Source organism: Streptomyces sp. NPDC001480, from assembly GCF_042894725.1.
In the GTDB taxonomy this organism is placed as follows: Bacteria; Actinomycetota; Actinomycetes; order Streptomycetales; family Streptomycetaceae; genus Streptomyces.
On the sequence record NZ_JBIAVX010000032.1, the window covers coordinates 1 to 26,125 of the forward strand.

Sequence of the window (26,125 nt, forward strand, 5' to 3'; positions counted from 1 at the left end):
AACTCCAGCGTGGCGTGCGCGGCTTCGGACGCGTATCCCTGGCCCCAGAACTGTGAGCCGAGCCGCCAGCTGATCGCCACGGCGGGCATCACCTCGGGCAGGAACTCCGGCACGGACAGTCCCGTGAACCCGATCAGTTCGCCCGAGGCCAGCAGCTCGACGGCGAAGAGTCCGAAGCCCTCCTCGTCCCATTCCTCCTCCCATCGCTCGATGGCCTCGGCCGTGTGGTCCAGGTCGCGCACCGAGCCGTCGTCGATCCAGCGCATCACCCTTGGATCCGCGTTGATGTCCGCCATCGGCACGAGGTCGTCGTCGTGCCAGCTACGAAGGAGGAGACGGGGTGTGCGGATCTCGGTCATGAGCCCATCCTCCCAGGTCAGAGGCGGGAAGGCGGGATCGTTTCAGCAATGTGTTCCTGCCGTGGCGAGCAAGACGATTGAGGATGTGCTGTTTCCCGGGAGCGGTGCACGGGTGGAGCTGATCGGCGGCTTCTCCGACGTCCTGGTGGTAGAGGCAGTGTCTCCCGGTCGTCCGAGCCGCTGACCGGGCTGCCGGAAGCAGGCGAGACGGGTGCACAGCTCATACCAAAGCAGCCCGGAGGCAGGCTGTTCCATAGGCTCGGTCGCCCGTCGTGCCAGCAGGCGACGCATCGCGCTACCGCGGTGCGCTCATGGTCGGCGTCGCGGTCAGGAGCGGCGATCGGTCGGCGCCCGACGGGTGGTGGACCGGGCAGTGCCCGCCGGGCGGCGTAAAGGCGGTGGACGGTACTCCGGGCTGCGGCCGCACTCGTTACGAGCCTCGGTCCACCTGGTGCAGCCCGAGGTGGTGACGGAAACGGCCATCGACATCGCCCAGGACAGCGCAGGACGCTGACGGCACCCTGCCCGGCCTCACTGCGTCCGCACGGACGTCGACGTGGCGCAGGTACCGCTGTTCGGCAAGGACGCCGCCTCGCCATGGGTCTTCTCTACGCCGTGGCTGGCTTCGTGGCCGGGCCGGCCACGGCGGGGAGCTCCTGGCGCAGATCGAGGTAGCAGCGCGGCCGTACGCCCGGCTCACCGGGCACTCTGGTTGTCCGGTCATCCGTCGCGGTCGCCGGGCGCCCGGCGAGCGCCTCCTGGAAAGCGAAAGCGGTGTCGTCGTCCGCGGCCGCGACGTCGACCACCACGAGCCCCGGTTCCACAACGTGTCCGTCCCTGATCGGCTTCATGCTCTGGTCGACGCCGGCGCAGTGGCGTCGGTTCGCCAACACCGGGGAAGCTCACCCGGGCGAAGGCACGGGGCAGTGGTCGGGTGACCCCGTGGCGAACGCGCTGCAGGGCAGCACCCGCTCAAAGAGGTACGCCCCGCGTCCGGCCGCTGGGAGCCTCCGCCGTCCAGGCCCCGCTATGGCCGGCGTCCCCGGGGATGGCGATATTTGAAAGCAATTCCCACCCCGTGCTCAGGGGTGGGACAGACTTGCCGAGTTGCTCTCCCCGCCCGAAGACGTTGATCTGGAGTCTTTCGGGGTGATCCCGTTGATGAGCAGGTCCAGGTGCGTCTTCTCGCCCTGCGCCGCGACGCGGCGGGCGGCCGACAGGGTGCAGATGCCGTGGAGCGCGGCCCAGAGCAGTTCGGCGCGTGCCCCGCGTTCGGCGGTGTCTTGGGGCAGTGCGTCCACGAATGCGTCGAAGGCCGCGAGCAGCGCTGTCGGTGTGTCGTCGCCGGCGAACTTCAGCTGCGTGGGCATCACGAACATGGCCTGGTAGAGGGCCGGGTGTTCGGTGGCGAAGCGCAGGTAGGCCCGGCACACTGCGCGCGGGCCGCGTTGCGGGTCCCTCCCGCGGGCGGCGGTCCGGGCACGGCGCAGCAGCACGGCCAGTTCGGTGAAGCCCTCTTCGGCAACGGCCGCGACGATGGCGTCCTTGCTTTCGAAGTGGCTGTAGAGGACGGGCTGGCTGTACTCCACGCGTTCGGCGAGGCGGCGGGTGGTGACCGCGTCCCAGCCCTCGGCCTCGGCCAACTCGCGCGCCACGGCGAGGATCAGGCGGCGGCGCTCGGCGCGCTCCCGTTCGCGGCGATTACTGGCGAAGGACACAAGAAGAAATTCTAGCACTGCTAGACATCAGAGCAACGATCTGACTAGCATTGCTAGCAGAACGAGCGGCGCTCGACAGGGGGTCGGCGCCGCCACGAGAGGGGAACACCTGCCATGCCTACCGCCGTTACCACTGCCGCCACCGTGATCACCTGGGCAATCGCCGTCGGGATCATCCTCGTCGGCCTCCGAAACCTGTGGGCCCCGCAGGTCGCGGCAGAGTTCGGCATCCCCGGCACCCGCACCGAGGATCCCGCCTTCCGCGCCTGGTTCTCCGTCCTGGCCGGCCGCGACATCGGCTACGGCCTCTTCCTTCTGATCGCGCTGCTCGGTGCAGGTACGCACCTCCACGGCTGGATGATGCTGGCCGGCTCACTCGTCACGCTCGGAGACGCAATCATCACCAAGCTCAGCGGCGGACCCGCCAAGGCGTACTACGGAATCCACGGTGGTACCACCGCCGTCATGGCCGCCGCCGGCACCGTACTGCTGCTGTCCTGACCCAGGCCCCCGACCGTCTCCCGCAAGGGCGCCAACCGATGGGTGCGCCGCATCGCGGCAAGCCCCCCGGAGACGTCACAGACCGGAACCCCGCCACGGGGCGAGCCGGGTACTCACGAGACCGGCTCAGCCCCACGCGCAGCGACGCTGAGCCGGAGGCACCCTGAAGGGCGTGTCGTGAAAGCGGTCGCGCCGGAAAAGCGATTGACGCTCGCCACTGTCCGGCGGTCGGATGACGTGCCATGAACGCAGGGCAGATGCATCCCGGTATGCATCCCATCGACGCCGACCTTGTACGGCGGCTGATCGCCGGGCAGTTCCCGCAGTGGGCGGGGCTGGCGGTCGAGCGGTTTCCGTCCGGCGGGACGGTCAACGCCATGTACCGGCTGGGCGATGACATGGTCGTTCGGTTGCCGCTCGTGCAGGGCGGGGCCAACGACGTGTCGATGGAGCGGACGTGGCTGCCCCGGCTCGCGCCTCACCTTCCTACGACGATCCCTGAGGCACTCGGGAAGGGGGAGCCCGCGGAGGGGTATCCGTGGTCGTGGTCGGTGTACCGGTGGCTAGCGGGGAAGAATCCCGAGGCGGGAGCCCTGAGCGAGCCGGTGCTGCTGGCCGAGGATCTGGCCGAGTTCGTGGCGGCGATGCGGAGCATTACCCTGCCGGGTGCGCCGCAGGCCCACCGTGGGGGGCCGGTCGCCTCGCTCGACGCGGAGACCCGGACGGCGATCGAGCAGCTGCGCGCAATCCCACAGGAGGGCATCGACTGCGATGCCGCCACAGCCGTGTGGGAGGAAGCGCTGCGGGCCCCTGGCTGGGACGGGCCGCCGGTGTGGCTGCACGCCGATCTCATGCCGGGCAACCTGCTGGTGGACGGTGGCAGGCTGACCTCGGTAATCGACTTCGGGTGTCTGGGGACGGGCGATCCGGCCTGCGATCTGTTCCCGGCGTGGAATCTGCTGCCAGCCAAGGCGAGGGCAGTCTTCCGCGAGGCGCTGAGCGTAGACGACGCGACCTGGATCCGGGGCCGGGGACGGACACTCTCGCAGGCACTGATCGCGCTGCCGTACTACCGGAAGACGAACCCGGCGATGGCGCACAATGCCCGGCACGTGATCCGGGCGGTGCTGCAGGAGGGCTGAAGAGCCTGAAGATACTCACCAAAGGGCAATATGGGCATAATGTGCATGCTCTGCTCAGTCGGCTGACCCGGTCCCCGTGGTCGGAGAGCCCAGCGTCCCCCATTCCTGACCAGCCACAGTCCCGAGGAGGACGCCAGCCATGCTCGCTGAAAGGCCAGCAGTGCTGATCTTCGATGTCAACGAGACCCTCAACGACCTGGCCCCGTTGCGTGGCCGATTCGAGGAGATCGGCGCCCCGGCTGAGTTGATGCCGCTGTGGTTCGCCGGGACTCTCCGCGACGGGTTCGCGCTTGCTGCAGCCGATTCCTACGCGGACTTCGCTGACCTGGCCAGCGACAGCCTGCGCGGACTGCTGACGGGGATGGCGCACCAGCCCACGGATCCGGAGGCTGCGGTCCGCCACGTCGTGTCCGGCTTCTCCGAGCTGGAGGTGCACCCAGACGTGCCGGCCGGAGTGCGGGCGCTACGCGCGGCCGGATACCGCCTGGTGACCATGACCAACGGCAGTGCTGCACACTCCGACAGCCTCCTGGACAGGGCAGGCGTCCGAGACTGCTTCGAGGCGCTGTGGGACGTCGCCGGTCCTGGCCGGTGGAAGCCACACCCGCGTGCCTACCGCTACGCGGTCGAACGCGCCGGTGTTCGCCCTGAGCAGGCCATGCTGGTGGCCGTCCACCCGTGGGACGTCGACGGCGCCCAGCGGGCGGGGCTGGCCGGCGCCTGGCTCCGACGCGGGCGTACCGCCTACCCGCGCTCGCTGACCGAGCCCTCCCTCGCCGCGGAGAACCTGACAGAACTCGCGCGTCTCATCGGCTGACTCGCGTGGCGGCCATCGCCATGTGGGCGGTGCAGGTCGCCGCGGTGGTCGCGGTCGGCATCCACCCGCGGCACCATGCCCGAGTGGGCGCGCCCCAGCTGCTGGACACGGCCGCCGCGCTGCAGGCCGTCGTCCCGTGCACCATCTGCGTGTGCTGCCGCTGCCCTGTGCGGTTCCTGCCTGCCGACATTCCCTGGTGGAGCGGGAGCAGCCGGACGTGACTCCGGAATCCGTCACTGAGGAGTAGGTAAGGGCAGTCACTTACGGCACGGGCCATGCAATCTCGACCCCCACGACGCACAGCGCGACCGCTGGCTGTACAGCGAGGCCGCGCGGCATCCCGCCCCCCTAGACCACTCAGGCCGCCCAGGCCTGGACCGACCGCGTGAAACAGACCGCCCAGCGAGCCGCCCTGCTCAAAACCTGCCTGCCCGGGCCGGCCTCGACGCCAAGTCCGGCCGCCTCGGCACCCGCTGCGCACACGAAGCGATTACCACACAGTGGACTCGCGCTTCTAGGACGCCGTCTGTTGATGGCATGCACAGGGGCATTCGGCTCCCGGACACTCCCCTGCGCGATAAGTGCGATCGACCAATCCCTTGTCCTGTAGGGCGAGCAGCAGCCTATGGAAGCCAGCCGCCGACTTGTCATCAGACACTTCCGCGGCAGATGCGTCTGCAAGCTTCCTGCGCGCGATGGCGAAGCCACAGGCGTATTCGGCAACGTGCCACGCAACAAGCTCATCGAGATAGCCGACTGCGTCGTCACCTCGCCGGCCGTTGCGGACGCCCTTGCGCCACAAGGCACCGCGACCGGCTTCGATTCGTTCAAAGCACCAAAGCAGTGTGAAATAGGCGGTCAGGGAGTCACCCCAGTCAGCCGTCGCGGGCTGCGACCCGAAGTCGCCATAGTGAAGGCTTCCGACGAGCTTGCGGGCAGCAGCGACTTCGCCGGTGGTCAAATCATGATGCAGGACCCGAGCGATCTCGAAGTTCGCCCGTCGGTGCTCTGACCTGAACGCGACCAGGGCGACCACGACTGCTGCCAGAGCCAGCACCGTAGACGACACCCCCGCCAGAGCCGACCAATCGTCAGCACTCATCCCCCGCCTCCCCCGCGCGGCCCTCCCCATCGGCTACTGGCCAACTCTGTCCAGCTTGGCCTGCGGCCATGCGGTTCCCAGTCCGGAAAAGGCAGCCGCTGTCACCGTAATCCTGGTCCGAGCACCCGAGACCGCAGCCGCCAGCCCGAAGTCGAGCTCAGCACATCCCTCTGCCGCGCGTGCTGCCCACGCCTGCCGGAGCGTGGTGTTGTCCTCAAGGCTGCCGGGTGGCGCTCGGTGTTCCACCAGGGCCACCCAGTCCAGCAGTACCTTCATGAAGTCGGCGAGGATCAGGTCGCGGATACAAGTGCTAATAGTGGATCTTGAGCATGCCGCTACAAGCGGTCACGGCTCAGTGCGTTGGTGGTCCAAGGAAAGACGCCCCGCTTCCTGCGGGGAAATGCAGGTGCAAGGCCTCCCCGGCGCTCCAAAGATCGGAAGCCCCGCCCCTGAATAGTTCAGAGGCGGGGCTTCTGGCTTGTGCGGGCGGCCAGGGAAGCCGTGGGGCTCTCTCCCGTTCAGCGGGTCAAAGTTGCCTGGTGGAAGTACAGGCGCCAGTCCTTGCTCGTTGGCGAACGGTGATGCCGGGAAGGCGGCGGGTGGGGTGATCGGCGCGGCCACACTCACCACCGCCGGGAGCGACCGAGCTCCAGGCAATGTGATCCGGAGCAAGGCGTGATCACGGGGTGCCTTTTCTGGCACGGGCTACCGGGGCTGGCCCGGCCTGTAGTACCGAAGGTACCATCAGTACCATGTCGCACCCCAAAGCTATGAACCTGCGTTTTCCCGATCCGGCCCAGCGCGCCGCGATCGAGGCCGCCGCAAGGCAGGAGGGCGTCAGCCTGCAGGAATACATCCTCTCGGCTGCCTACGCTCGTGCCACTGCCGTGGAAGAACGCTTTCTCGACGCATTCAGGGAGTCGATGTCCCGCAGCGGCGACGTGTTCGCCCAGGAGGCCGGCACGGTCGATCCCGCTGCGCAGCAGCGTGCCGCGGAGCTGGAGGCCCGGCGTGATCTCGAGGAGCAGCAGGGGCAGGACCACGCCGCGTGACTCAGAACGAACCCATTCATCCGCTTGATGTGACCTTCCTGCTGCACGCCGCCGAGCTGCTGCCCGGCGATCCGCAGGTGGACGACTACGGCCCGCTCTACGCGGCTGTCGCCCGGGTCAATGCCCGAGCTCTGGAGCGCGACATCTACGGGTCCCTGTACCTCAAGGCGGCGGCGCTGCTTCAGACGCTGGCGCGGCTGCCCTCTCTGGAGCACTCCAACGAGGCCTTCGCCTGGCACGCCGCAGAGGCGTACTTGGCCCTGAACGGGTGCCGGCTCGACTATCCGCCGAAGGAGGCGGTCGTGCTGGTGCGTAACGCCGCTTCTGGTTCGACGGGCGTTGGGTTGATCGGCCGTCAGCTCCGGACGTGGCGCACGCCCTGAGATGCGCAACGCAGGCAGTCGGGAGCAGCACCCCGGGCCCTCACCTTCTACGCCATCCTGCTCGACGCGGATCTTGAGCGCGCCGCCGAGAGCAGGCAGGGCTCAGTGCGTTGGTGGTCCAAGGAAAGACGCCCCTTCCTGCGGGGAAATGCAGGTGCAAGGCCTGCCCGGCGCTCCACACGGAAGCCCCGCCCCTCAGATGCCAGAGGTGGGGCTTCCCGCTTGTGCAGACCGATGGGACCGACGACGAGCCACCGCAGGCACTCGGCTTTACAGGACGGCCCTGACCCATATCTGCCAATCACCCGGCGGCCGTGCCGCCGACGAGCGTGAGGCAGTGCCCGCACCTCGCTTGCGGTGGGGTTCTCCTTCAGAGTTCGCGGGCCCGGGTGGCTGTTTCTGGGGTCAGGTGGCGGGCCAGGGCTTCGAGGGCTGTGGTGATCTCGGTGAGGGTTTCCGGGGGTGGGGGGGTGCCGTCGGGGGTGGTGAGGGCGGTTGCGAGGGCTGCGTCGATGGTGGTTGCGCGGACCTCGGCGACTCGGGGGGAGGGGCGCGCCGCGGGGTGGATGAGGCGGCGGCGGCGGTCGGTGGGGTCGGGGGCGGTGGTGATCGAGCCGGTTTCCTCCAGGCGGGCGACGGCGGTGGAGACCTGGCTCTGGGGCAGGCCCGTGCGGGCGGTGATCTCGCCGACGGTCGTGCCGGGGTGGGTGACGATGTCGCCGAGGGTGACCAGTACCGAGCGGACCGAGCCCCGTGGGCCCGACTTGGGCTCGGGCATGGCTTGTTCGCCGATCTTCATGAGGGTGCGGCCCAGGAGGAACAGTTCGACTCCGTTCATACGGTGAGGGTACATCTTTTTTGATGCATCTATATTGATGCATCTTTTTCGATGCATTACTGTCGTGGTGCCGGTCGGAGGTGCCGACGGCAGACTTCAAGGGGGATCCGCCATGGCCACGAACGCCGCCACCGCCCGCAGCCTCTCCGTCCCGGGTGCCACCCTCCATTACCAGGTCGAGGGCAGCGGCCCCGTCCTGCTCCTCTCACAGAGCGGCGAGGGCGACGCCGACCGCACCGTCGACCTCGTCCCGCACCTGGCCGACACCTTCACCGTCGTCACCTACGACCGCCGCGGCCTGTCGCGGAGCACGCTGGACGACCCCGCCCGGCCCCTCACCATGGCCGAGCACGCCGACGACGTGGCGCGCCTGCTCGCCGAAGTCACGGACGGGCCGGCACTGATGGCCGGGTTCAGCATGGGCGGGGCGATCGGCCTCCAGGTGGTGGCCCGGCACCCGGGCGTGCTCGCGACGCTGGTGGCGCACGAGCCGGTGACGCCGAGGCTGCTGCCCGACGCCGACCGCGCGGAGCACGCGGCCGAGCTGACGGCCATTCAGGAGGCCTACACCGCCGGGGGGCCGGCGGCGGCGTTCGCGGCCATCGCCCGGCACCTCGGTATCGACCCGGCCCACGACGACACCGAGGAGGGCCTCACCCCGCAGCCGATGACACCCCGCCGCCAGGCCAACTTCGGCCACTTCCTCGGCACAGAGTTCACGGCCGTCACGACCGACGCCTGCGACCCGGCGGAGCCGGTGCGGGCCGCGGCGCGGGCCGGGACCCGGATCGTCGCGGCGGTGGGGCGGACGACCCGGCCGACCGTGCACACGTACCGCTGCGCGCTCGCGCTGGCCGGACTGCTGTGCACGGAGCCGGTCGTCTTCCCGGGCGGGCACAACGGGGCCACCGCGTTCCCCCGGGCGACGGCGCGGACGCTGAAGACCGTGTTCGCCCGGTGACAATGTCGGCGAGCGGTGCCAGTGGTGTCAGTGGGATATAGTCGTACTCGAGTTCGCCGCCGGTAACCGGGGGTGGTGCTCGATGCGTTGGTGGTCCAAGGAAAGACGCCCCGCTTCCTGCGGGGAAATGCAGGTGCAAGGCCTGCCCGGCGCTCCAAGTCACAAAACCCCGTCCCTGCTGTGTCAGGGGCGGGGTTTCGCGCATGGGGCGTGCCGGTGGGTCAGGCCTGCCGGGCGAGGTCGGCCAGCGGTGTGCCGGACAGGCGGAAGACGGTCAGTTCCTTGCCCTGCACCGAGGGGATCTCCGCGCCGAGCGACCGGTAGAACGCGGCGATCGGTTCGTTGGTGACCCGTCCCCACCACTGCATGTGGCGGTACCCGCGTTCGGCGCACACGGCGGCCAGCGCGCTCAGCAGGGCCGTGTCGAACCCGCGGCCGACCGCGTCCTGCCGGATGTAGATGTCGTCGATGTGGATGGCGGTGCCGCGCCAGGTGCTGTAGACCAGGCACCACAGGGTGTAGCCGACGATCTCACCGGTCTTGTCGTCGACGGCGAAGTGGGCGTGGGCCAGCGGCTCGGGGCCGAACAGGGCGCGGCGCAGCTCGTCCTCGTCGGTGCTGATCTGTGCCGTCGCCTCCTCGTTCTCGGCCATGCCCTGCACCATCGCGTGGAGCAGCGGAAGGTCCTCGGCGGTGACTGGACGAATCATCTCTGGCTTCCCCTGGTCCTGTTGGTCCGACGCGCGCCCGGCGGACACAGGTTGGCACACGGCCGGGTATTCCTTCCGCCGGCCGGTCCAGAACTGGTGGAATTCCCATTCTTTTGCTCCGGGACTTCCCGTCGAGGGGTGCTTTCCCATACCACAGTGCCGTCGGGGAACAGAAGGTCCGGCGGGGCTGCGGTCGGCCTCGCGGGAATTTCCATTGTTTTCCCTACCACCTGGCGGCGGAGGTATCCAGCCGACGGGTTCGGTGGCCAGTATGCGTTGTCTGGAGGGTGGCCGGAAGAACGAAATCGACGCGCAGAGAGGCAGCCATGACAGAGCCGGTACGGTTCGAGCTCAGCGCCCGGGAGATTCCCGAGACCTGGTACAACATCGCCGCCGACCTCGACTATGTGGCGCCGGTGTTGAGCCCGGCGACCGGCAAGCCGGTCACTCGTGACGAGATGGCCCGCACGATGCCGGAGGCGCTGGTCGACCAGGAGCTCAGCAGGGAAGCCGAGTTCGAGATCCCCGGAGAGGTACGGCAGTTCTACGCGAGTTGGCGGCCCTCGCCGCTGGTGCGCGCCCGCGGTCTGGAGAAGGTCCTGGACACACCGGCGCGGATCTACTTCAAGTACGAGGGTGGGGCGCCGACCGGCAGCTTCAAGCCGAACTCCGCGATCCCGCAGGCCTACTACAACAAGCGGGCGGGCCGTACCGGCCTGATCGCCGAGACCGGGGCGGGGCAGTGGGGCAGCGCGGTCGCCTTCGCGGCCTCCCTGTTCGGCATGGACGCCAAGGTGTTCATGGTCAAGGTGAGCTACCAGCAAAAGCCCTACAGGCGTGCCGTGATGGAGACCTTCGGGGCCAGCTGCACGGCGAGCCCGAGCACGGAGACCGAGGCCGGGCGGGCGGTGCTGAAGGAGCACCCGGACCACCCGGGCAGCCTGGGCATCGCCAAGTCCGAGGCCCTTCAGGTCGCCTTCTCCGACCCCCGCTGGGGCTACACCCGCGGCAGCGCCCTGAACCACGTCTGCGCGCACCAGACCGTGATCGGTCAGGAGGCGATCCTGCAGATGGAGAAGGCCGGGGACTACCCGGACATCGTCGTCGGCTGCGCCGGCGGCGGCAGCAACCTGGCCGGTCTGGCGTTCCCCTTCCTGCGCGCCCAGCTCCACGGCGGCCCCGGCGTCCGGTTGATCGCCGCCGAGCCGGCCGCCTGCCCCTCGCTCACCCAGGGGCGGATCGCCTACGACTACTCGGACACCGCCGGCCTGACCTCGCTGACCCGCACCCACACGCTGGGCCACCAGTTCGTGCCGCCGTCGGTGCACGCCGGCGGGCTGCGGGCGCACAACATCGCCCCGCTCATCAGCCGGGTCGTGGAGGAGGGGCTGATGGAGGCGGTGGCGCTGCGCCAGCGCGACTGCTTCGAGGCGGGTGTGCTGTTCTCCCGCGCCGAGGGCATCATTCCGGCCCCCGAGTCGACCCACGCGATCCGGGGCGCGGTCGACGAGGCGATCCGGTGCCGCGAGGAGGGCGTGTCCAGGACCATCCTGTTCGGCCTGTCCGGTCACGGCAACTTCGACCTCAGCGCCTACGAGCGTTACCTGTCCGGCACGCTCGCCGACGACAGCATCGACCCCGCCGCCCTGGAGACGGGGCTGGCCAGCATCCCCGAGCTGGTGAACGCCTGACACGGCCCTGTGCACGCCGGCCGCGATCACGACAGACACGACAGAAGGGACGGGACGACCCCGTGAAACGTGTCAGCGCCCTGCAGTTCGTCGCCCTGGGGATCATCTGGGGCTCCAGCTACCCCCTGATCAAGGTCTCCGGAGAGGGGCTGAACCCGGGGCAGCTGGTGCTGGCCCGGCTGGTCCTCGGGGCGGTCGTCCTGATCGGCATCGGCGCGGTGACCGGGGCCGGACTGCCCCGGTTCGGCTTCGTCTGGGTGCACATCACGGTCACGACCGTGCTGGGCATGGTCGCCCCGTTCCTGCTGCTCGCCTGGGGCGAGCAGCACACCAGTGCGGCCATGGCCGGTGTGCTCACCGGCGCCACGCCGCTGTTGACGCTGGCGCTGGCCACCGTACAGCTGCGCAGCGAGCGGGCGACCGTACGCCGCGCGGCCGGGCTGGTGCTCGGCTTCGCGGGGATCGTGCTGGTCATCGCGCCCTGGAACGGCGCCACCGGCACCGTCGGCGGTGAGCTGGCCTGTCTGGCGGTCGCCGGGATCTATGCCGGGCACGCGGTGTTCGTGCGCAAGTTCCTGTCCGACCGCGGCATCCCCCCGATGTCCTCGGCCGCCGCCCAGACCCTGGTCGCGCTGGTCCTCCAGGCGGCGTTGCTGCCGTTCCTGGGCTGGCGCACCCCGTCGTTCACCTGGTCGGTGTCCCTGAGCATCGTGCTGCTGGGGGTGTTCGGGACGGGGCTCGCCTATGTGCTGTACAACCGGCTGATCGCCGACATCGGGGCGACCGGCGCTTCCTCGGTCAACTACCTGGTGCCGTTCATCAGTCTGATCATCAGCGCGGTCTTCCTCGGCGAGACGATCAGCTGGAACGTACCCGTCGGCGGCGTGGTGATCGTGGCCAGCATCCTGCTCGGCGAGAACCAGTTGCGGCTGCCGGGGCGTGCCGCGGGCCCGGCTCCCGTCGCGGCCGAGCCGGAGTTCGCCACAGCCCCGGGGGTCGCGCGGGCGGAGCCCGCGGGCGGGGCGGGCCGCCGTCCCTGACCGGTCGGGCGGGCATCGGGGCCGCTGCGTCCACGGACCGAGGCACTCCTCACCTCGGCATCTCATGAAGCGAGTTCGGAGGTCGATGTCCCAGATGCCCACCACCGATCCCATCACCCGGTCGGTCCGGATCGCCGTCCTGGCCCGTCGCCCGCTGCTCGTGACGGCACTGCGCGCCCTCATGGCCGGCGAACCCGGTCTGGAGGCGGTCGGGGAAGCCGGCTCGGCGCAGCAACTGCTGCACCTGCTGGACGCCGCGGAGCCGCGGGTCGTACTGATCGACGGCACCGACCCCGGCTGGGAGACCGGCGACGTCCTGCGTGCCGTGACCGCCGGCACCCCGCGCCGGACCGCGGCGGTCGTCCTCGTCGACCAGGCCACGGACGAGTTCGCGCTGGAGTGTGTGTGGGCCGGCGCGGACGGTGTCGTCCCGCACGACGCCGCACTGAACGAGATCGCCACCACGATCCGCGCGGTCTCGGCCGGCCACGCCGTGCTCCCGCCGGCGCTGACCCGAAGGCTCGTGGATCTTGTGGTGCGGCGTGTCCCGGCACAGGCCGGTCCGCCGCAGGAGCCGGCATTGACGTCAAGGGAACGCGAGATATTCGATCTCATAGCGGCAGGGATGTCCAACGGCGAGGTCGCCCGGGCACTGGTGCTGAGCGAGAAGACCGTGAAATTCCATGTGTCGAATCTGTTGCGCAAGCTCGGTGTACGTAACCGGGCGCAGGCAATCGTCCGTGCGTGGGAACCCCTTTTCCTCACTGGCTCGCCACCGAATTAGGTCCAAAGAACGGGTGCCAAACCCCGCCGCTGGTCCGAAGAAAACGACGAGTACCGGCCAGCACAATGTAGTTGACGGTTTATCCGGTCGGTGGACCGTGAAAAGGGGAGCCATGTCCAGATCGCTCGCAGAGGACGTCACAGCGCGTGCGCGGCAGAGCCCGGACGCTCCGGCACTGCTGTTCGGCCACACCGGGGAACAGGTCGTCACATACGGGGAGCTGGCCGGTGCGGCCGACCGGATCCGCGCGGAACTGGGCTCGCGGTATCCCGACCGGCAGCGGCCGCTCGCCCTGCGGGCGCCCAAGTCGCCCGTGGCGCTGGCCACGGTGCTGGCCTGTCTGCGGGAGGGCCGCCCGCTGCTGCTCGCCTCGACGGAACTCGGCCGGGACCTGCTGTCCGAACTCGTCGCGCGCAGCGGCTGCCAGGCCGTACTGGGCGTCGACGACGGAGCCCTGACGCACTCCTCGGCGGCCGCAGCCCCGGACACCGCGCCGGCGCTGCCCCCGGGCACCAGCCTGCTGCTGACCACCTCCGGTTCCACCGGCATCCCCAAACTCGTGCCGCTGGGCAAGGACGGTATCGACGCCTTCACCGCCTGGGCGGGCAGCGCGTTCGCGCTCGGCGCCGGCACGCGGGTGCTCAACTTCGCCCCGCTCAACTTCGACCTCACGCTGCTGGACATCTGGGCGACGCTGCGGCACGGCGGCAGCGTCGTACCGGTGGACCAGGACCGGTCGGTCGACCCCGGGTACCTGCGGCGGCTGCTGGAGAGCACCCGGCCGCACGTGGTGCAGGCGGTGCCGATGTTCTTCCGGCTGCTGACCGAGGCGGGCACCGGGTGGGTCTTCCCGAGCGTGCGGGAGCTGCTGCTGACGGGCGACCATGTGCCCCGGACGGTACGGGCCGGGCTGGCCCGGCTCTTTCCGGCGGCGCGGCTGCACAACGTGTACGGCTGCACCGAGACGAACGACAGCATGATCCACACCCTCGCCGCCCACGAGGCCGCCGACCGGGACGTGCTGCCGCTGGGCAGTCCCCTGCCGGGCGTGGTGGTCGAGGTCGTGGCCGACGGTGACGTCCTGCGGGGCGCCGGCACCGGTGAACTGCTCGTGTCCACGCCGTTCCAGACCACCGGCTACCTCGGCGAGCCCGGTGCAGAGGACCGGTTCACCGTTCGCGGCGGCCGCACCTGGTACCGCACCGGCGACCTGGTCACCCGCTCCGACAGCGGTGAACTGGCCCTGGTGGGCCGCACCGACTCACAGGTCAAGGTGCGCGGGGTGCGGATCAATCTGGAGGAGGTCGAACGGGTCCTCCAGGGCCACGCGGACGTCGCCGAGGCGGCCGTGGTGGCCGTGCCCCACCCCGACTCCGGGGCCGCACTGCACGCGTTCGTCCGGCGCACCGACGACGCGGTGACCGGACTGCAGCTGCGCAGCTACTGCGCGGCCAAGGTCAACCGGGCGGCCATCCCCGCCGCCTTCCATCTGCTGACCGACCCGCTGCCGATCGGGCCCACCGGCAAGGTGAGCCGTCGCCTGCTGCTGAAGAGGATCGCATGACCATCCAACGCGACATCACCGCGTACATCGTGGCGGAGTACCTGCCCGGCACGCCCGTCTCCGAACTGGACCCCTTCTACGACCTGCTGGAGAACGGGGTAATCAGCAGCCTGGACCTGCTGCGCCTCATCGAGTGGCTGGGCGACCGCTTCGACATCCCGTTCGCCGACCTGGAGATCTCCCCGGACGACTTCCGGTCGGTCGCCGCCATCGAGAAGGTCGTCCAGCGCTACGCGGGCGTCACCGCCCCCAAGTAGGCCCCCCCTTTCCCCGAGCAGCCCCGCCCTTTTAGGAGAAAGACGGAGAACGACACATGTTCATTCGCGAGAAGTCACAGGTCGCCCCGGTCGAGTGGGGCAGCGGTCCGAGCCACCGCCTGCTGGTCGAGGCCGACAACATGGGCTTCGGCATCTGCCACACCGTCGTCCGGGCGGGCACCAAGTCCCGGCTGCAGTACCGGCGCCACCTGGAGGCCTGCTACTGCATCGCCGGCTCGGGCCGGGTCGAGGCCGCCGACGGCAGCGTCGCGCAGGACCTGACCCCCGGCGTGCTGTACGTCCTCGACGACCACGACGCCCACTTCCTGATCGCCTCCCCCGACGAGGACCTGGAACTGGTCAGCGTCTTCAACCCGCCGCTGAGGGGCGACGAGAGCCACAGTCTCAGCGACGAAGCCTTCTCCCAGTACTGAGGATCGGAACCCTCCCGTCATGATTCGCTGGAGCGAGGAACAGCAGGAACTGCGTGAGGCGATCGGCGCCGTCGCCGCGAAGCTCGGCACCGACCACCTCGAACACGACCGGACGGGCACCTTCGACCGGGACGGCTGGCAGCGGCTGAAGAACGTCGGCCTGTTCGGGCTGCCGTTCGCCCCCGAGTACGGAGGTCTGGGCAAGGATCTGCTGACCACCGTCCACGTGCTGGAACAGCTCGGCTACGGGTGCCAGGACTCCGGGCTGAACTTCTCGGCGTCCACGCACATGGTGAGCACCGGTGTCCCGCTCCAGCGGTTCGGTTCGCCCGCGCTGAAGGCCCGCTACCTGCCGGAGATCTGCGCCGGCACGATGATCGGGGCGCATGCCATCACCGAGCCCTCCGGCGGTTCGGACGTGATGGGGATGCGCACCACCGCCGTCGTCGACGGCGACGACTACGTGCTCAACGGGAGCAAGTCGTTCATCAGCAACGGCTCCATCGCCGACCTGATCGTCGTCTACGCCAGGACCGGCGCGCCCGGGGACCTGGCCGGGATCACCGCCTTCCTGGTGCGCCGGGACTCGCCGGGGCTGTCGGTGGGCAGTCCGATATCGAAGATGGGGCTGCGCACCTCTCCGCTGTCGGAGGTCTTCCTGGACGACGTCCGGGTGCCCCGGGACCACGTGGTCGGCAGCAAGGGCGCCGGGTTCCTCCTGTTCGACCACGTCATGAAGTGGGAGATCCTCTGCGGCTTCGGGATCGCGGTCGGGGAGATGCGCCGCCGGCTGGAGCGGTGCGTGGAGTACGCCCGCACCCGTACCCAGTTCGGTTCGGTCATCGGCGCGAACCAGTCGGTCGCCAACATGATCGTGGAGATGCGGATCGACCTGGAGACCTCACAGAAGTGGATCTACGACACGGCCGAGAAGCTCCAGGCCAAGGGCGATGTCGCCAGTGACATAGCGATGACCAAGCTGGTGGTGAGCGAGGCGAACGTGCGTTCCGCGCTCAACGCGATCCAGGTGTTCGGCGGTTACGGCTACGTCAGCGAGTACGGGGTGGAGAAGGACCTGAGGGACGCCGTCGGCGGGCGGATCTACTCCGGCACCTCGGAGATCCAGCGACAGCGCCTGGCCACCCTCATGGGCCTGAACCGTCCGGTCGGGCCCGCATAGGACCCGAGACAGGAACCCGGGTCAGGAACCCGAGACAGGAACCCGAGACAGGATCTGCCGAGCGGATCCGGAAGGAAACGTCGAGAACATGGCAGAGCACACCGCCACGCTGGCCGCCACCGAGTTCCTGGACCACCGGTCGCCGACCGTCCGCGCGTTCGTCGACAAGACCCTCGACGGCGCGCCCGAGGCCGAGACCGACATCCAGAAGGCCATCGCCCTCTACTACGCCGTCCGGGACGGCATCACCTACGAGGTGTACGGCGCCGACCTGACCCGGCACGGCCTGAGCGCGACCGGCGTGCTGGAGAAGGGCTTCGGCTTCTGCGTCCACAAGTCCATCCTGTACGCGACCGCGCTGCGCGCCGTGGGCATCCCGAGCCGGGTCTACTACGGCGACGTGCGCAACCACCTGGCGTCGCCGCGGCTGCGGGAGCTGGTCGGCGGGGACGTCTTCCGCTTCCACAGCCTGACCGTGGTCAACCTCGAGGACACCTGGGTGAAGGCGACCCCGGTCTTCAACAAGCTGCTGTGCCGGCTGTACCGGATCAAGCCGCTGGACTTCGACGGCCGGACGGACAGCCTGTACCACCCGTACGACGAGACCGGCCGCCGGCACATGGAGTTCCTCCACGAGCACGGTTCCTTCGACGACGTCCCCTACGACCTGGTGGTCGGCGGGATCCGGCAGGCGCACCCGCAGCTGTTCGCCAGTGCCCACACCACGGTCGCCGGCTCGCTGGCCGACGAGGCCGCGTCCGCGGCCGCCTGAGAGGAGTCCACCGGTGCCGGCAGTGGCAGCAGACCTCGGCGACCTCACCGGGTACGCCGAGTACGGCGACTGGTCCCACCCCGTGCACGTCAGCGGCCCCGGGGGGCACCTGGTGCTGACGGGCGCCCGCCTGAAGTGGTACGACATCCGCGGTGCGGTCCAGGACCCGACGCCCGGGGTGAGCGAGGAGGCGCGGGAGTTCCTGCGCGCCGAGGTGGCGGCCGGACGGCTGGGGTTCCGCAGGGAGCTCGGCTACGTCCTGCTGCACCACTGCGAGGGCGGCCACCACGTCATGCAGGTCTGCGTGTGGCGGGACCGCAACGAACTGGTCCAGGCGATCTACGTACGGGACGCGGACGGCTTCCGGCCGTACGAACAGGAGGACGGTCTCCAGCTCGCCACCCAGGACGTCGTCGAGCTGGACGTGACCGGGCACGAGCGCCGTGCCTGGTCGGCCTACCTGCGGTCGGCGCGCGACCCGGCCGCGAAACGGGCGTACCTCGAGGACTTCGACACCGAGCGCGAGGTCGGCTGACCGCCGCGGCGGCGAGGGCCCCGGGGCCCCTCGCCCAGGACGGATCCCACTCCCGCGAAAGACAGGAAGCACCGTGCCCGACACCCTGGCCGCTCCCCCGGTCACCGACCCCGTGTTCCGCCCGCGCCTGACCGGTGAGATCCGCCCCGACCGCCCGCTGATCGTCGCGGCCGTGGAGGAGGAGGCGGCCCGGCTGGACGACCGGTTCCCCGTGCTCGTCACCGGGATGGGGAAGGTCAACGCGACGGCGGCCCTCGCCCTCGCGCTGGCCGGGAACGAGCTGCCCGGTGAGATCGTCAACCTGGGCACGGCCGGAGCGCTGAAGGAGGGCCTGCTGGGCGTGCACGAGGTCTCCCGGGTCCTCCAGCACGACCTCGACACCGCCCTGCTGCACGCGATCAGCGGCCAGGTGCACGGGGCGCCGCTGACCGTGGCCACGGGGCCCGGGCCGACCCTGGCGACCGGGGACACCTTCGTCTCCGACTCCGCCGTGCGCGAGCGGCTGGCCCGTGACGCCGATCTCGTCGACATGGAGGGGTACGCCGTCGCGGCCGTGGCCCGGCGGCTCGGTGTTCCCGTACGTCTCGTCAAGTTCGTCAGCGACCAGGCCGACGAGGGCGCCCGCACCACCTGGCCCGAGGCCGTCGACCACGCCGCCGGGATCCTCGCCGCCTGGGTCGACGAGCATCTGCCGGCGGGTGGAACGCCCCGTCGGCTGCCCCTGCGCACGCGCACGTCCGTCACCTTCACCGTCCATCCGCTGCCGGCACCGCAGGCCTCGTAGCCTGCCGTCGCCGGCGACCGCCGTACCCAAGGGAGCGCTGTGTCCCGTCGCCTGTTCACCTCGGAGTCCGTGACCGAGGGGCATCCCGACAAGATCGCCGACCAGATCAGCGACACCATCCTCGATGCCCTGCTGCGCGAGGACCCCTCCTCGCGCGTGGCAGTGGAGACACTGATCACGACCGGCCTGGTGCACGTGGCCGGCGAGGTCACCACCAAGGCCTACGCGCCGATCGCGCAACTGGTCCGCGAGAAGATCCTGGAGATCGGCTACGACTCCTCGGCCAAGGGCTTCGACGGGCTGTCGTGCGGGGTGTCCGTCTCGCTGGGCGCCCAGTCGCCCGACATCGCCCAGGGCGTCGACTCGGCGTACGAGTCCCGCGTCGAGGGTGCCTCCGTCAGCGACGGGGGTGACGGGCTCGACCAGCAGGGCGCGGGCGACCAGGGCCTGATGTTCGGCTACGCCACCAACGAGACGCCGTCCCTGATGCCGCTGCCCATCGAGCTGGCCCACCGGCTGTCCCGGCGGCTGACCGAGGTCCGCAAGGACGGCACACTTCCCTATCTGCGGCCCGACGGCAAGACGCAGGTCACCGTCGAGTACCTGGGCAGCAGGCCGGTGCGGCTGGACACCGTCGTCGTCTCCTCGCAGCACGCGGCCGACGTCGACCTCAGGTCGCTGCTCACCCCCGACATCCGCGACCATGTCGTCGAGCACGTCCTGGGCGCCCTGGCCGACGACGGCATCAAGCTGGAGAGCGACGACTACCGTCTGCTGGTCAACCCCACCGGCCGGTTCGAGATCGGCGGCCCTATGGGCGACGCCGGCCTCACCGGCCGCAAGATCATCATCGACACCTACGGCGGCATGGCCCGCCATGGCGGCGGCGCCTTCTCCGGCAAGGACCCCTCCAAGGTGGACCGTTCGGCGGCGTACGCGATGCGCTGGGTCGCCAAGAACGTGGTCGCGGCGGGTCTGGCCGCCCGCTGCGAGGTGCAGGTGGCGTACGCGATCGGCAAGGCCGAGCCGGTCGGTCTGTTCGTGGAGACCTTCGGTACGGCCCTCGTCCCGCAGGCCGTGATCGAGCGCGCCATCGGCGAGGTCTTCGATCTGCGCCCGGCCGCCATCATCCGCGACCTCGACCTGCTCCGCCCGATCTACGCCCAGACCGCCGCCTACGGCCACTTCGGCCGCGAGCTCCCCGACTTCACCTGGGAGCGCACCGACCGGGTGGACGCCCTTCGTGCGGCGGCCGGCATCTAGCGCCTGTGGTGCCTGCCGGGCCCGGCATCCCCCCGGGGGCGCCGGGCCTCGGTGTGCCCGGCCGGCCCGGGGCGCTCAGGACTGTGGTGCGTGGGTGTGGAGGCGCTTGGTCCACTCCGGTGTGACGAGGGCCCGGGCGGCGTCCTCGGGGACGCTGAAGTGGACGTCCCGGCTGTCGTCGCCGAGAGGCGTGGGAGTGACCAGGAGGGTCCACGGCACGGGGTTGGCCGGGTACTCGAACCAGAACGGCCGGCCCGCGCCGAAGTCGACGTCGTAGACGGGCAGTCGGCTGACGTTGTTCAGCGCGACGGTGCCCTCGAACGCGTCCAGGGCCATGCGGCTGAGGATCCGGTGCGTACGGCGGGCGCGGCGCTGGGCCTCGAGGAAGGCGACCTCGTCGCGCACCCGCTCCGGCGTGATGCTGTCGACGGCCTCACGGACGGCCGCGGCGGTGTCGGCGAGCGGGGCGCGGCGCAGCTCGCCGGCCGGCAGTGCCGGGGTGATGTTCGTGACGGCGTTGCCCCAGTAGCCGTCGGGCAGGGCCGCGCGCAGCGCGGAGCGCAGGCCGACGACCATCCCGAGGCGCTCGGTGCTGTCGTCGGGCCGCGCCCGGAGTTCGGCGAGCACCTGCCACAGGTGGGCGCTCAGGGCGTCACCGGCGGAGATCCGTGGGCCACGGCCGGCGAGCCCGGCGCGGGCGTGCTCCTGGAGGGCGCGCACCTCGTCGGCGGCGAAGCGCAGGGTGACCGTACGCACCCGCCGCGCCCCGGCGTTGACCCGCCAGATGAAGCCGAACTTGCGCCGCCCGGAGACCAGGGCGTACTGGTCGCTGTGGTCCTCGGCGCCGGGCGCCGCGCCGTCCGCCACGTGGTCGAGGAGGGTGCGCGCGTACGGGGCCGCCCGGTGCTGAAGGCCGTGGTGCACCCGGGACCAGTGCTGGAGGAAGTCGAGATAGCCGGAGCCGTCCACGACGCTGTGGTTGATCGCGACGCCCAGCACCGACCCGCCGCCCCGCATGTGGGTGATCCGCACGGTCAGCAGCGGGACGTCGTGCCCGACGACCCTGAAGGCGGCTGCCCGGTGGATGTACGAGTTCAGGTCCTGCTTGGCCGAGCGGTCCAGGCCGTACTCGGGCATGGTCCGGTCGCTGTGGCTCTCGGTGAACGGGATGCCCGCGTCCGCGCAGACGACGCTGAGCCCGCCGTCGTCGTCGCGCACCAGCCGGCCGGTCAGCAGCGGGTAGTGCGGCAGGGTCGCGGCGAGGGACGCCCTGAGTGCCGCGGCGTCCAGGGTCCGCCGGTAGTAGAAGGTGCGCGGGGTGGCGAAGGTGCCGGTCATGAGGTCGTACACGCTCAGCCGCACCCGCTCGCCGGTCGCACCTCCCGCTCGGACGGTGACGGTCTGGCGGTCTCTCCGGTACGCGGCGGGGCGCAGGTTCACGGTGCCTCACTGAAGTCGGCCGACGGGCGCGGCGGATGTGCGGACACTCCAGCGTTCCGTGTACCGCGCGAGGAAATCCCTAGGCCCTGGTACCGGCCGGCCTGCGGGAGACCGGTTTTGGTGGATCCCTAGACTTCCGCGGCAGTGCTGGGCAGGCGCGCGGGCGGTGTGCTGGTCTGGGCATCCCGACCGGCAGACGTCCCCGCCGGCAGCCACAGGGAGGCCACCAGCCGATGGGCAACGACAAGACAGAGATCCTCGACCTGGTACGCGAGTACCACCGCAACAAGGCGGCATCGGGGTTCGTCCCCGGTGTCACGCCCGTCCTGCCCTCCGGTGCCGTCCTCGACGAGGAGGACCGTGTCGCGCTGGTCGAGGCGGCCCTGGACCTGCGGATCGCCGCCGGGCCGAGCTCACGCAAGCTGGAGCGGGCACTGGCGAAGTACTTCGGTCTGCGCAAGGCCCATCTGACGAACTCCGGTTCGTCGGCGAACCTGCTGGCGCTCAGCGCGCTCACCTCGCCGCTGCTGGAGGACAGCCGGCTCGTGCCCGGCGACGAGGTGGTCACCGTGGCGGCCGGTTTCCCGACGACCGTCAACCCGATCCTGCAGAACGGTCTGGTGCCGGTCTTCACCGACATCGAGCTCGGTACGTACAACCCGAGGCCGGAGCGGATCGAGCAGGCGATCGGCCCCCGGACGCGGGCGATCATGGTGGCGCACGCGCTCGGCAACCCGTTCGCGGTCGAGGAGATCGCGCAGATCGCCGAGGACCACGGGCTGTTCCTCATCGAGGACAACTGCGACGCGCTGGGCAGCACGTACAACGGCCGTCTCACCGGTACGTTCGGTGATCTGGCGACCGAGAGCTTCTACCCGGCGCACCACATCACGATGGGTGAGGGCGGTGTGGTCCTGACGGACAACCTGGCGCTGGCCCGCATCGTGGAGTCCATGCGTGACTGGGGCCGTGACTGCTGGTGCGAGCCCGGCGAGGACAACCGCTGCTTCAAGCGGTTCGAGCAGCAGATGGGGACGCTGCCGACGGGCTACGACCACAAGTACATCTTCTCCCACGTGGGTTACAACCTGAAGTCGACCGACATCCAGGCGGCGCTCGGCCTGCAGCAGTTCTCCCGGATCGACGAGTTCGGCAAGGCCAGGCGTCACAACTGGGCGCGGCTGCGGGAGGGCCTGGACGGTCTGCCGCACCTGATCCTGCCGGAGGCGACCCCCGGCAGCGACCCCAGCTGGTTCGGCTTCGCCATCACGGTCGGTCCCGGCGCCCCGTTCTCACCGGGCGCGCTCATCGACCACCTGGAGTACAGCAGGGTGAACACCCGCCGGTTCTTCGCGGGGAACCTCACCCGTCACCCGGCCTACGCGGGGCGGGAGTTCCGCGTCAGCGGTCCGCTGACCAACAGCGACATCACCACCGAGCGCACGTTCTGGATCGGCGTCTATCCCGGCCTGACGGACGAGATGATCGACCACAGCATCGCGACGGTGAGCGAGTTCGTCACGCTGCCCCACTGAGCCCGGCCGGCCCGGCCGGCCCGGCCGTGTCCCGTCGGCGGTGCGCCGCCGCCCAGCCCTCGAGGGTGTCGGCGGCGCGGTGCGCACCGCCGGCGGCGTGTACGGCGGCCCGCATCCGCCGCAGACTGCCAGGGGTCGCCGGGTCGTCGAGCAGTCCGGTGACGGTGCGGGCGAGGAGCGGCGCGTCCAGTTCCGAGCGGGACACCGTGCGGCCGACGCCGCACTCCTCCAGCCGCCGGCCGCTCAGGCGGAGTTCGTGGGCGCGCGGGATCGCCACCACGGGTGTGCCGAAGTACAGGGCCTCCATGAGGCTGCCCATCCCGGCGTGGCAGACGAGCACGTCGGCGTGTGGCAGTACGGCCGGGTGGGGCAGCCACTCGTGGACCTCGACGTGTTCGGGCAGCGGTTCCAGCCGTGCGCGGTCGGCGCCGTGCCCGAGCGTCATCACGACGTGCCAGGCGGCCGGGTCGAACGCCGCGGCGCAGGTGCGGAAGAAGTCGCGCCGGTCGCCGGACTCGGTGCCGAGGGACACCAGCGCGGTGCGCCGGCCGTCCGCCGGTGGCGTCCAGCGGCCGGGGGCGGCCTCGGTGACCATCGGGCCGACGAACGCGAAACGGTCGTCGAAGGTGTCGCCCTCGATCTGGAAGTCCCGTGGCAGGAAGACGAGGTTGTGCTCGTCCCATTCGGTGCCGTAGCGGCCCATCTCCTCCAGGCCGATGCCGTTGTCGCCCATGAAGTCGATGAGGACGCGCGCGCCCTCGGCCATGACCGGGTCGTCGCGGTCCCACATCTGGGCGCGCAGGGAGAAGGTCTCGTTCGCGGCGTGACTGGGGGAGAGCTGTACCGACAGCGCGTCCAGGACCCGGGCGGCCACCCGGCCGGCGGCCACGTTCTCGAAGTCGTACAGGACGGCGTCGGGGGTGTCCTCGGCGAGGGCGGTGAGGGCCGTGGGGTACACGGTGCGGACGGTGTCCACCAGCAGCGCGTACCCTTCCTCGGCCAGCAGGGCGGGCGTCGGGTCGGCGGCGCGGTAGAAGTCGCCGCGCGCGGAGGTGTAGGTGACGGCGCGGGCGCCCGCCTCCTCGACCAGGGCGGCGAACCGCTCGTCCACGACGTAGGTCACGCGGTGGCCGCGGGCGAGGAGTTCTCGGGCGACGCCGAGGCTGGGGGCGACGTGCCCGAAGTCCGCGAAGGGCAGGACGGCGAAGTGGAGCGGGCGCGGGGCGGTGCGGTTCGGCATCGGCGGTTCCTTCGGTACGGCGGCAAAGCTGCGCGGGGCGGGTGTCAGCGGGTGCCGCGCAGCTCCGCGTAGTGGGCGAGGCAGTCCTCGTAGCGCGGCAGCCGGCCCGCCTCACGGGCGGCGGCTACGGAGACCGCGGTGGAGTCCTTCGGGGACATCAGCGGGGTCTCCGACAGTTGCCAGGGCAGGTCGAGTTCGGCGTCGAAGGGATCGATGTCGACCTGGGTGCCCGGGATGAACTCGGTGGTGCACAGGTAGGAGACGCAGGTGTCGTCGGTGAGGGCGAGGAAGCCGTGCACGAGTCCCTCGGCCACGAAGACGGTGTCACCCGACTCGGAGGTCATCCAGTTGACCTCGTGCACGCCGAAGGTGGGCGAGCCGAGCCGCAGGTCCACGACGATGTCGAGGACCGCGCCCCGTACGACGCAGACCACCTTCGCCTGGCCCGGCGGCAGCAGGGTGCCGTGCAGCCCGCGCAGGGTGCTGCGGCGGGAGACCGAGTAGTTCACCTGCACCACGGGCACCGGGCGGCCGATCTCCTCGGCGAGCCTGTCGTGGCGGAACGACTCGTAGAAGCTTCCCCGCACGTCGCCGATCTTGTGCGGCGTGATGTGGAACGCGTCCGGCACGGCCATCTCTCGAACCTTCATGGTTGCGCCAGCGTATGGGGTGCCGTTCGAGGACCGTTCGAGGGTCGCACAGGCGTCGCTCAAGTCGAACGGTCCTGGAGAGTTCCTCGATCGCGGGGTGCGACAGTGACCGCACAAGGCTTCGGCGGAATGCGGCAGGAGAGCGGCATGGCACTGGTCGGTACGCAGGGACTGCCCGGACGGGTGGTCGTCCTCGGCGCGACCGGGTTCGTGGGCCGGCACGTGGGCGTGGCCCTGGAGGCCGCGGGTCATGAGGTGCTGGCCGTCGCACGGCAGGCCGCGAAGACGCCGGTCTCGTGGCGTTTCTGCCCGATGGACCTGGTCAAGGACGGGCCGGCCGCGCTGACGGAGCTGATCGACGCCGAGCGTCCGGTGGCCGTCGTCAACGCGGCCGGGGTGGCCTGGTCGTCCGAGCCCGGCATGATGTGGGTGGGCAACGAGGTGCTGGTGGAGCGGTTGCTGGTGGCGCTGGATGCCGCCGCGTGGCGGCCGCGGCTGGTGCATCTGGGTTCGGTGCACGAGTACGCGCCGCAGCCCGCGGGGGTGTGTCTGACCGAGGACTCCCCCACGCGGCCGACGACGGAGTACGGGCAGTCGAAGCTGCTCGGCACCCGGGCGGTGCTGCGGTCCGCCGCTCAGGGCCGTACGGACGCGGTGGTGCTGCGGCTGTCGAACGTGGTCGGCGCCGGGGCCCCGCCCAGCAGTCTGCTGGGCCGGGTGGCGCAGCAGTTGCTGGCCAGGCCGGCCGCGGGCGAGCCCGTCACGGTGCAGCTCGCTCCGCTGCGCAGCAGCCGGGACTTCGTGGACGCGAGGGACGCGTCCGAGGCGGTCGTGGCCGCGACGCGGACGCCGGCGGTGACGGGCCGGGTGCTGAACATCGGCAGCGGCACCTCGCAGCACGTGCGCAGCATGGTCGACCTGCTGGTCGCGGCGAGCGACCGCACGGCGCGGCTGGTGGAGGACACCGGGAGCACGGTCCGGCCCGCGGCGGGCGGGGACTGGATGTGCGTCGACATCACCGCTGCCCGCGCCCTCCTCGACTGGTCTCCCCGCCGTGACGCCGAGGCCACGGTACGGGACCTGTGGAACGCTGCGAAGAACGCCGACTGAGCCGCACGCGGCGCTGCCCGCACCGGGGCGGAGGAGGCGGGCTGGACGGACGGCGGGCGACGGGCGGACGCGAACCCGGGCCGGGGGCTCGGCGACGGCCGGGCGGGGCAGGGGGGGCGCTGCTGCTCACCGGGTCACGCACGGAAGGCCCGGCCCACGGCAGGCGAGGCAGGGGTGCGGGCAGGACTCGGCCGGCGGTGGGCGGGGCCGGGCAGGGGTCGCCGCCCGGTGGGCCGCGGGGGCGGGCTCCGGGGTGGGGCCGG

29 protein-coding genes are annotated in these 26,125 nt (G+C 70.6%); 20 read left to right on the forward strand and 9 right to left on the reverse strand.

Translation table 11 applies throughout. The features are described from left to right. The 3 genes from ACFY01_RS43135 to ACFY01_RS43145 form a co-directional block, all read right to left on the reverse strand. Positions 1 to 359 (reverse strand): GNAT family N-acetyltransferase (locus ACFY01_RS43135; protein WP_390741244.1); only part of this gene is annotated, 359 nt, incomplete at its 3' end. Positions 360 to 967: 608 nt separating this feature from the next. Further along, the gene (locus ACFY01_RS43140) at positions 968 to 1,210 is read right to left on the reverse strand and encodes a DUF6207 family protein (protein WP_390741285.1); all 243 of its coding nucleotides are present in this window, start codon (positions 1,208 to 1,210) and stop codon (positions 968 to 970) included. 231 nt (positions 1,211 to 1,441) lie between these two features. Continuing rightward, on the reverse strand, positions 1,442 to 2,077 hold the full coding sequence (locus tag ACFY01_RS43145) for a TetR/AcrR family transcriptional regulator (protein WP_390741245.1): 636 nt from the start codon (positions 2,075 to 2,077) through the stop codon (positions 1,442 to 1,444). Positions 2,078 to 2,191: 114 nt separating this feature from the next. On the opposite strand from ACFY01_RS43145, the gene ACFY01_RS43150 reads away from it, so the two are divergent. From ACFY01_RS43150 to ACFY01_RS43165, 4 genes are all read left to right on the forward strand, one after another. Beyond that, on the forward strand, positions 2,192 to 2,578 hold the full coding sequence (locus ACFY01_RS43150) for a DUF4267 domain-containing protein (protein ID WP_390741246.1): 387 nt from the start codon (positions 2,192 to 2,194) through the stop codon (positions 2,576 to 2,578). 242 nt (positions 2,579 to 2,820) lie between these two features. Beyond that, positions 2,821 to 3,720, forward strand: coding sequence for an aminoglycoside phosphotransferase family protein (locus tag ACFY01_RS43155; RefSeq protein WP_390741247.1), 900 nt, complete (start codon positions 2,821 to 2,823; stop codon positions 3,718 to 3,720). A gap of 139 nt (positions 3,721 to 3,859) precedes the next feature. Then, positions 3,860 to 4,537 (forward strand): haloacid dehalogenase type II, encoded by a 678-nt coding sequence (locus ACFY01_RS43160; protein ID WP_390741248.1) that lies wholly within the window; start codon positions 3,860 to 3,862, stop codon positions 4,535 to 4,537. 5 nt (positions 4,538 to 4,542) lie between these two features. Next, positions 4,543 to 4,758 carry a hypothetical protein gene (locus tag ACFY01_RS43165; RefSeq protein ID WP_390741249.1) on the forward strand — a complete coding sequence of 72 codons (216 nt, stop codon included), beginning with the start codon at positions 4,543 to 4,545 and terminating at the stop codon, positions 4,756 to 4,758. 293 nt (positions 4,759 to 5,051) lie between these two features. Here ACFY01_RS43165 and ACFY01_RS43170 read toward each other — a convergent pair whose 3' ends face one another. Then, a complete protein-coding gene (locus ACFY01_RS43170; RefSeq protein ID WP_390741250.1) occupies positions 5,052 to 5,639 on the reverse strand; it encodes a hypothetical protein in 588 nt (195 codons plus the stop codon). 752 nt (positions 5,640 to 6,391) lie between these two features. Between ACFY01_RS43170 and ACFY01_RS43175 the strand changes: the two genes are divergently transcribed. Together ACFY01_RS43175 and ACFY01_RS43180 are read left to right on the forward strand one after the other, a co-directional pair. Beyond that, complete coding sequence (locus ACFY01_RS43175; RefSeq protein ID WP_390741251.1) at positions 6,392 to 6,691, forward strand: DUF1778 domain-containing protein; 300 nt, start codon at positions 6,392 to 6,394, stop codon at positions 6,689 to 6,691. Beyond that, positions 6,688 to 7,074 carry a fic family toxin-antitoxin system, toxin component gene (locus tag ACFY01_RS43180; protein WP_390741252.1) on the forward strand — a complete coding sequence of 129 codons (387 nt, stop codon included), beginning with the start codon at positions 6,688 to 6,690 and terminating at the stop codon, positions 7,072 to 7,074. Before ACFY01_RS43175 ends, ACFY01_RS43180 begins: the two co-directional genes overlap by 4 nt. 370 nt (positions 7,075 to 7,444) lie before the next feature. Here the strand turns inward: ACFY01_RS43180 and ACFY01_RS43185 are convergent, their stop codons facing one another. Then, positions 7,445 to 7,912, reverse strand: a complete 468-nt coding sequence (locus tag ACFY01_RS43185) for a MarR family transcriptional regulator (RefSeq protein ID WP_390741253.1) — start codon at positions 7,910 to 7,912, stop codon at positions 7,445 to 7,447. A gap of 112 nt (positions 7,913 to 8,024) precedes the next feature. Here ACFY01_RS43185 and ACFY01_RS43190 point away from each other — a divergent pair, with 112 nt between their 5' ends. Next, positions 8,025 to 8,873, forward strand: coding sequence for an alpha/beta fold hydrolase (locus tag ACFY01_RS43190; RefSeq protein WP_390741254.1), 849 nt, complete (start codon positions 8,025 to 8,027; stop codon positions 8,871 to 8,873). A 221-nt stretch (positions 8,874 to 9,094) separates the two neighbouring features. Here ACFY01_RS43190 and ACFY01_RS43195 read toward each other — a convergent pair whose 3' ends face one another. Then, entirely contained in the window at positions 9,095 to 9,583 is a 489-nt protein-coding gene (locus tag ACFY01_RS43195; RefSeq protein WP_390741255.1) for a GNAT family N-acetyltransferase, read from the reverse strand. A 326-nt stretch (positions 9,584 to 9,909) separates the two neighbouring features. Here ACFY01_RS43195 and ACFY01_RS43200 point away from each other — a divergent pair, with 326 nt between their 5' ends. The 11 genes from ACFY01_RS43200 to metK all read left to right on the forward strand — a co-directional run bounded on the left by ACFY01_RS43200 (position 9,910) and on the right by metK (position 19,887). Continuing rightward, positions 9,910 to 11,274, forward strand: coding sequence for a TrpB-like pyridoxal phosphate-dependent enzyme (locus ACFY01_RS43200; protein ID WP_390741256.1), 1,365 nt, complete (start codon positions 9,910 to 9,912; stop codon positions 11,272 to 11,274). A gap of 62 nt (positions 11,275 to 11,336) precedes the next feature. Next, the gene (locus tag ACFY01_RS43205) at positions 11,337 to 12,314 is read left to right on the forward strand and encodes a DMT family transporter (protein ID WP_390741257.1); all 978 of its coding nucleotides are present in this window, start codon (positions 11,337 to 11,339) and stop codon (positions 12,312 to 12,314) included. Positions 12,315 to 12,408: 94 nt separating this feature from the next. After that, positions 12,409 to 13,098: a LuxR C-terminal-related transcriptional regulator gene (locus ACFY01_RS43210; protein ID WP_390741258.1), complete on the forward strand. Its 690-nt coding sequence runs from the start codon at positions 12,409 to 12,411 to the stop codon at positions 13,096 to 13,098. A 112-nt stretch (positions 13,099 to 13,210) separates the two neighbouring features. After that, positions 13,211 to 14,662, forward strand: coding sequence for an AMP-binding protein (locus tag ACFY01_RS43215; protein ID WP_390741259.1), 1,452 nt, complete (start codon positions 13,211 to 13,213; stop codon positions 14,660 to 14,662). Continuing rightward, positions 14,659 to 14,919, forward strand: coding sequence for an acyl carrier protein (locus ACFY01_RS43220; protein WP_390741260.1), 261 nt, complete (start codon positions 14,659 to 14,661; stop codon positions 14,917 to 14,919). Before ACFY01_RS43215 ends, ACFY01_RS43220 begins: the two co-directional genes overlap by 4 nt. A gap of 56 nt (positions 14,920 to 14,975) precedes the next feature. Continuing rightward, positions 14,976 to 15,353 (forward strand): ectoine synthase, encoded by a 378-nt coding sequence (locus tag ACFY01_RS43225; RefSeq protein WP_390741261.1) that lies wholly within the window; start codon positions 14,976 to 14,978, stop codon positions 15,351 to 15,353. Positions 15,354 to 15,372: 19 nt separating this feature from the next. Then, a complete protein-coding gene (locus ACFY01_RS43230; RefSeq protein WP_390741262.1) occupies positions 15,373 to 16,533 on the forward strand; it encodes an acyl-CoA dehydrogenase family protein in 1,161 nt (386 codons plus the stop codon). An 88-nt stretch (positions 16,534 to 16,621) separates the two neighbouring features. Further along, a complete protein-coding gene (locus tag ACFY01_RS43235; protein WP_390741263.1) occupies positions 16,622 to 17,305 on the forward strand; it encodes a transglutaminase family protein in 684 nt (227 codons plus the stop codon). A 13-nt stretch (positions 17,306 to 17,318) separates the two neighbouring features. Then, the gene (locus tag ACFY01_RS43240) at positions 17,319 to 17,840 is read left to right on the forward strand and encodes a hypothetical protein (RefSeq protein ID WP_390741264.1); all 522 of its coding nucleotides are present in this window, start codon (positions 17,319 to 17,321) and stop codon (positions 17,838 to 17,840) included. A 73-nt stretch (positions 17,841 to 17,913) separates the two neighbouring features. After that, positions 17,914 to 18,624 carry a nucleosidase gene (locus tag ACFY01_RS43245; protein ID WP_390741265.1) on the forward strand — a complete coding sequence of 237 codons (711 nt, stop codon included), beginning with the start codon at positions 17,914 to 17,916 and terminating at the stop codon, positions 18,622 to 18,624. Positions 18,625 to 18,663: 39 nt separating this feature from the next. After that, a complete protein-coding gene (gene metK / locus ACFY01_RS43250) occupies positions 18,664 to 19,887 on the forward strand; it encodes a methionine adenosyltransferase (RefSeq protein WP_390741266.1) in 1,224 nt (407 codons plus the stop codon). A gap of 75 nt (positions 19,888 to 19,962) precedes the next feature. Here metK and ACFY01_RS43255 read toward each other — a convergent pair whose 3' ends face one another. Continuing rightward, the gene (locus ACFY01_RS43255) at positions 19,963 to 21,327 is read right to left on the reverse strand and encodes an acyltransferase (protein ID WP_390741267.1); all 1,365 of its coding nucleotides are present in this window, start codon (positions 21,325 to 21,327) and stop codon (positions 19,963 to 19,965) included. Positions 21,328 to 21,560: 233 nt separating this feature from the next. Here ACFY01_RS43255 and rfbH point away from each other — a divergent pair, with 233 nt between their 5' ends. Next, complete coding sequence (gene rfbH, locus ACFY01_RS43260) at positions 21,561 to 22,862, forward strand: lipopolysaccharide biosynthesis protein RfbH (RefSeq protein ID WP_390741268.1); 1,302 nt, start codon at positions 21,561 to 21,563, stop codon at positions 22,860 to 22,862. On the opposite strand, the gene ACFY01_RS43265 is transcribed toward rfbH, so the two are convergent. Both ACFY01_RS43265 and ACFY01_RS43270 read right to left on the reverse strand, forming a co-directional pair. Continuing rightward, a complete protein-coding gene (locus tag ACFY01_RS43265; RefSeq protein WP_390741269.1) occupies positions 22,846 to 24,102 on the reverse strand; it encodes a macrolide family glycosyltransferase in 1,257 nt (418 codons plus the stop codon). The genes rfbH and ACFY01_RS43265 overlap by 17 nt on opposite strands. A gap of 44 nt (positions 24,103 to 24,146) precedes the next feature. After that, complete coding sequence (locus ACFY01_RS43270) at positions 24,147 to 24,752, reverse strand: dTDP-4-dehydrorhamnose 3,5-epimerase family protein (RefSeq protein WP_390741270.1); 606 nt, start codon at positions 24,750 to 24,752, stop codon at positions 24,147 to 24,149. Positions 24,753 to 24,899: 147 nt separating this feature from the next. On the opposite strand from ACFY01_RS43270, the gene ACFY01_RS43275 reads away from it, so the two are divergent. Then, the gene (locus ACFY01_RS43275; RefSeq protein ID WP_390741271.1) at positions 24,900 to 25,862 is read left to right on the forward strand and encodes an NAD-dependent epimerase/dehydratase family protein; all 963 of its coding nucleotides are present in this window, start codon (positions 24,900 to 24,902) and stop codon (positions 25,860 to 25,862) included. The last annotated feature ends 263 nt before the right edge of the window (positions 25,863 to 26,125 follow it).

Excerpts from the sequence above, each read along its gene's own strand:
- ACFY01_RS43140 (WP_390741285.1), bottom strand. The coding sequence starts at position 1,210 with ATGAAGCCGATCAGGGACGGACACGTTGTGGAACCGGGGCTCGTGGTG.
- ACFY01_RS43150 (WP_390741246.1), top strand. The coding sequence starts at position 2,192 with ATGCCTACCGCCGTTACCACTGCCGCCACCGTGATCACCTGGGCAATC.
- ACFY01_RS43155 (WP_390741247.1), top strand. The coding sequence starts at position 2,821 with ATGAACGCAGGGCAGATGCATCCCGGTATGCATCCCATCGACGCCGAC.
- ACFY01_RS43160 (WP_390741248.1), top strand. The coding sequence starts at position 3,860 with ATGCTCGCTGAAAGGCCAGCAGTGCTGATCTTCGATGTCAACGAGACC.
- ACFY01_RS43170 (WP_390741250.1), bottom strand. The coding sequence starts at position 5,639 with ATGAGTGCTGACGATTGGTCGGCTCTGGCGGGGGTGTCGTCTACGGTG.
- ACFY01_RS43175 (WP_390741251.1), top strand. The coding sequence starts at position 6,392 with ATGTCGCACCCCAAAGCTATGAACCTGCGTTTTCCCGATCCGGCCCAG.
- ACFY01_RS43185 (WP_390741253.1), bottom strand. The coding sequence starts at position 7,912 with ATGAACGGAGTCGAACTGTTCCTCCTGGGCCGCACCCTCATGAAGATC.
- ACFY01_RS43190 (WP_390741254.1), top strand. The coding sequence starts at position 8,025 with ATGGCCACGAACGCCGCCACCGCCCGCAGCCTCTCCGTCCCGGGTGCC.
- ACFY01_RS43195 (WP_390741255.1), bottom strand. The coding sequence starts at position 9,583 with ATGATTCGTCCAGTCACCGCCGAGGACCTTCCGCTGCTCCACGCGATG.
- ACFY01_RS43200 (WP_390741256.1), top strand. The coding sequence starts at position 9,910 with ATGACAGAGCCGGTACGGTTCGAGCTCAGCGCCCGGGAGATTCCCGAG.
- ACFY01_RS43210 (WP_390741258.1), top strand. The coding sequence starts at position 12,409 with ATGCCCACCACCGATCCCATCACCCGGTCGGTCCGGATCGCCGTCCTG.
- ACFY01_RS43215 (WP_390741259.1), top strand. The coding sequence starts at position 13,211 with ATGTCCAGATCGCTCGCAGAGGACGTCACAGCGCGTGCGCGGCAGAGC.
- ACFY01_RS43220 (WP_390741260.1), top strand. The coding sequence starts at position 14,659 with ATGACCATCCAACGCGACATCACCGCGTACATCGTGGCGGAGTACCTG.
- ACFY01_RS43225 (WP_390741261.1), top strand. The coding sequence starts at position 14,976 with ATGTTCATTCGCGAGAAGTCACAGGTCGCCCCGGTCGAGTGGGGCAGC.
- ACFY01_RS43230 (WP_390741262.1), top strand. The coding sequence starts at position 15,373 with ATGATTCGCTGGAGCGAGGAACAGCAGGAACTGCGTGAGGCGATCGGC.
- ACFY01_RS43235 (WP_390741263.1), top strand. The coding sequence starts at position 16,622 with ATGGCAGAGCACACCGCCACGCTGGCCGCCACCGAGTTCCTGGACCAC.
- rfbH (WP_390741268.1), top strand. The coding sequence starts at position 21,561 with ATGGGCAACGACAAGACAGAGATCCTCGACCTGGTACGCGAGTACCAC.
- ACFY01_RS43265 (WP_390741269.1), bottom strand. The coding sequence starts at position 24,102 with ATGCCGAACCGCACCGCCCCGCGCCCGCTCCACTTCGCCGTCCTGCCC.
- ACFY01_RS43270 (WP_390741270.1), bottom strand. The coding sequence starts at position 24,752 with ATGAAGGTTCGAGAGATGGCCGTGCCGGACGCGTTCCACATCACGCCG.
- ACFY01_RS43275 (WP_390741271.1), top strand. The coding sequence starts at position 24,900 with ATGGCACTGGTCGGTACGCAGGGACTGCCCGGACGGGTGGTCGTCCTC.